The 3417-nt window shown below is 42.5% G+C and carries 3 protein-coding genes; 2 read left to right on the top strand and 1 reads right to left on the bottom strand.

The window, feature by feature from the left end; all coding sequences use genetic code 11:
* Window positions 1–164 precede the first annotated feature (164 nt).
* Window positions 165–599, top strand: a complete 435-nt coding sequence (locus VB740_RS36215; RefSeq protein WP_323204625.1) for a CAAD domain-containing protein — start codon at window positions 165–167, stop codon at window positions 597–599.
* A 567-nt stretch (window positions 600–1166) separates the two neighbouring features.
* A complete protein-coding gene (locus VB740_RS36210; RefSeq protein ID WP_323204624.1) occupies window positions 1167–1577 on the top strand; it encodes a hypothetical protein in 411 nt (136 codons plus the stop codon).
* A 125-nt stretch (window positions 1578–1702) separates the two neighbouring features.
* On the opposite strand, the gene VB740_RS36205 is transcribed toward VB740_RS36210, so the two are convergent.
* Window positions 1703–3253, bottom strand: a complete 1551-nt coding sequence (locus VB740_RS36205; protein WP_323204623.1) for a metallophosphoesterase — start codon at window positions 3251–3253, stop codon at window positions 1703–1705.
* Window positions 3254–3417 lie beyond the last annotated feature (164 nt).

The following is a 3417-nucleotide window of genomic DNA, read 5'->3' as shown; positions in this document are numbered from 1 at the left end:
GGCAAGAAGGCTTTTTGATCTGTACGGAGTTTTTTCACGCAATCAAATATGAGTCCTATATTTCTTGCTGACCATTAATAATTGACAACTGACTATCTTAATAATTATATTTATTGACGATCGGTCAGTTATAGAAATTCTTGTACTTGTAGAAAATAAAAACTATGGAAACCGAACAACAGCAACGTGAATCCTTCAATGCCTCCTTGTCAGAAGGTACACTAGCACTTGAAGGTACAGATACTGCAAACTTGCCAAAGCTACCGCCAGCAAGTGAACCTGAATCTCAATGGCAGCAAATTAGCAGACAAGTTTCTCAATTTTTGCAGCAATTACCAGAATACATAGGTCGCTTTTTTAAGGACTACAACCAGCCTTTAACAACTGTTGCTTTCATTTTAGCGGCGATTGTTACAGCAAAGGTAGTACTAGCAGTACTGGATGCAATCAATGATATTCCACTACTATCACCGACTTTTGAGTTAATTGGTATTGGTTACGCTACTTGGTTTATTTCTCGTTATCTACTGAAGGCTTCAACTCGGCAAGAATTAGCCGATGAAATTCAATCACTAAAAAACCAATTTGTGGGCGAATAAATTTCCCAACCATTAAACTAGTACCGTAGGGCGGAAGTCAATCCTTTCTGGGAATTAAAAATGAAGAATTAAAAATTTAGGAATTTTTCTCAATTTTTAATTTGGCATTTTCAATTTTTAATTGGAGTCTACTCCTACGGGGATCTTGCTACACTCTTTAGCAACTGGCTCTCAAAAGTAAAAAGAATTGGATACTGAGCTTCTTGCGCCATTTGAAATGATATGTTTATTTCCACCATGCGGTACTAGTCTGTATCGTTCGCTAATCAAACATATACAATCTAAAGGTTCACATTCCCGACTCTAAAAAGTCGGGAATTTTGTAACTATCTGATTTCGGATATATAATCCACAAGGAACGCAATAATATTCATTGCCGTTAACTTCAGCTAAAACCATTGTTTTACACAGTGAACGTAATTTAGCCTTTTGGATACATCAAAAGATAGAGAGCATAACATTACATTTAATTTTAAATCACTTCTAAAGATAGTAGATCGAAGATGGAAAACAGCCTAATCTAGGCTTTGAGGTTATTTAATAGATTCTTTAACGAGGACATAAATTATGGCTAATAATGAAGCAGTTAAGAGAGATATTGATTCATCTGACCGAGCTGAAGTAGATACATACGATCGCGGTATTATCCCAGCTGAAACAGCTGCTCGAATGGAAAGAGAAGGAACAACGTACAAAACACTCCCCACAGAAGAAAGGGAAGCAGACGCGCCTACCGATGACCAAACCGATCCGGGTAGTGTACGTACCACTGACGGATATACCGTGGACAAAGAAGGTTTGTTGAACAACTATGCTGTTGAACCGGAAATGTACTATGAAGAACCGGGTGATGCACGCAAGGCAGCAGCAGAAGATACCGCCCATCGGGTTGAAGAACTCGGAGAAGTTAATCAGGACGAAGAAGGGAAGTTGACCGAAAAGGGTGACACACGTGGTAGAGGCCCAGGAATAGTTTAATTACAACCATCCTTTTTGCTGGGTGCAATTACACGTAAGAAGGCTAAATAGGCGGTTTGTAGAGACGCAATGATTGCGTCTCTACTTATATATATGGGTATGAAACCAATATTTCTAGAAGTATGTTAGATCATCAAGGGTTCAAGTTCACGATTATGCCATTGCCGCTGATGCCATTCGGCAACCAAGGGACGAACAATGAACTTGGGATGGCCTTCACCTTTAACGTCAATGCGTAAACCTGAGTAGGGTCGCCGCTTCTGAGAACCTTCACCGTTGCGACCAATGAAGAGATGCGATCGCGCCACTAATCTATTTTCCTCCATCAAATCTGCTCCCTCAGCCCTCTGGCGGCGCAAACTAAACCCGCTACCACCACAAACAATCCAGTGGATATGAGAGTCAGCGTGTCCTGTATCCATTGTCTCCAGGTGTTCCAAGCAGTGGGCGTGACCGTTTAATACCAAATCGACTAAAGGACGCCCTTGAGTTAGGGAGCCTATTTCTTTAGCTACCGCATCCAGCACACCACGAAGGCGATCGCGAATTATCAAAGTTTGTGCTTGTTGCCACTTTGTCGCCTCAGTTACATAGGGAGGATGATGGAAATAAATTATTCTTCCTCGAACTTCAGAATTATTCCAAGATTCAATTAATCTTTGCTTGAGCCACTCCAGTTGTTCAGTGTCAGTCAGCGTTGTTTTATCAGCAGCTAATTGCTTGTCGATATCAACAATAATTTCTTCAATTTGTGATAGCTTGGCGTGGTAGTCGTCTAATTGGTCAGCTTCAATAGGGTTTTCTGGACGAAACTTGGCTGATTTTTCAATGATTTGCTGCTTTTCTTGCTCTAAATCTTCACGACGTTTTTCTAAAATTCTGCGATCAGCATTGCCTTGTTTTGTTTTAGGTAGCGGTGGTGGATCGTTAAATGTATTTGAATCCAAGGCAAAGAAATCAATACCGCCATAGCGAAAAGTGTAGTAGCGATTGGGAAGGCGGGTAAAGTGCCCAGGTTGATAGTTCAGACAATAACCTGTATCTGTCTTGGCTGTGTAGTACTGATTTAAATGATAATTTAGCTCTCCCGGAAGCTGAAACGCCTGAAGATAGTCCAGAAATGCCCGTGCGTAGGCTTCACCCGTTCCTGAGCCATGTAAGCCTACATCCAAATCTAACCGCGATCGCAATAGGCGGCGAATGGGTAATGTTGTCAGAGATGCCAAGCTCAATAGAATCGGCAAGTTATAGTAATCGTGATTTCCCAGCACAGGTAAAATGGGCAACTTAAAAATCATCTGGTCATAAGTAATCTGTCTGGGATGCTCTCCCCCCAAGAGAAACTCTCGATAAGGCTGGATGAAGTTCTGCTGATAGTATTCACTCGACCCCACTAAATAGATCACATCCCCGGTATGCAGCATAAAACGGCATTCACTGTGATGGGGCAACATAAGTTCAGCCACCTTTCGCTGGGGATTGTGTCCCCGGTGCTTGCCGGAACCACTATCACCTACAACTAAAAATGAGAATTCAGAATTCTCTGTTTGACCATCCTCCAACACCAGCCTAGTTTGGTCGATGTTCCGTTCCACAATTAACGGATCTTGCCACCTTACCCGCTGATTCATTTTACGAATTTTCTTAGCGATCGCTGGATCAGATACAAGTTTCAATGTAACCTACTCCTGAGTTTTCAATTGAAGGGGAGCAGGGGAGGCAGGGGGCAGGGAGGCAGGGGAGGCAGGGGGAGCAGGGGGAGACAAGGGGACAAGAAAAATAACTATGCCCAATGCCCAATGCCCAATGCCCAATGCCCAATGCCCAATGCCCAATGCCC

Origin of the sequence: Nostoc sp. UHCC 0251 (assembly GCF_034932245.1) — a bacterium.
Classification (GTDB): Bacteria; Cyanobacteriota; Cyanobacteriia; order Cyanobacteriales; family Nostocaceae; genus Nostoc.
Note: the sequence above shows the minus strand (reverse complement) of the source record. Positions and strands in the feature narration are given on the sequence as shown.

Bases quoted from the DNA above. Each gene is read 5' to 3' on its own strand.
- VB740_RS36215 (WP_323204625.1), top strand. From the start codon at position 165: ATGGAAACCGAACAACAGCAACGTGAATCCTTCAATGCCTCCTTGTCA.
- VB740_RS36210 (WP_323204624.1), top strand. From the start codon at position 1,167: ATGGCTAATAATGAAGCAGTTAAGAGAGATATTGATTCATCTGACCGA.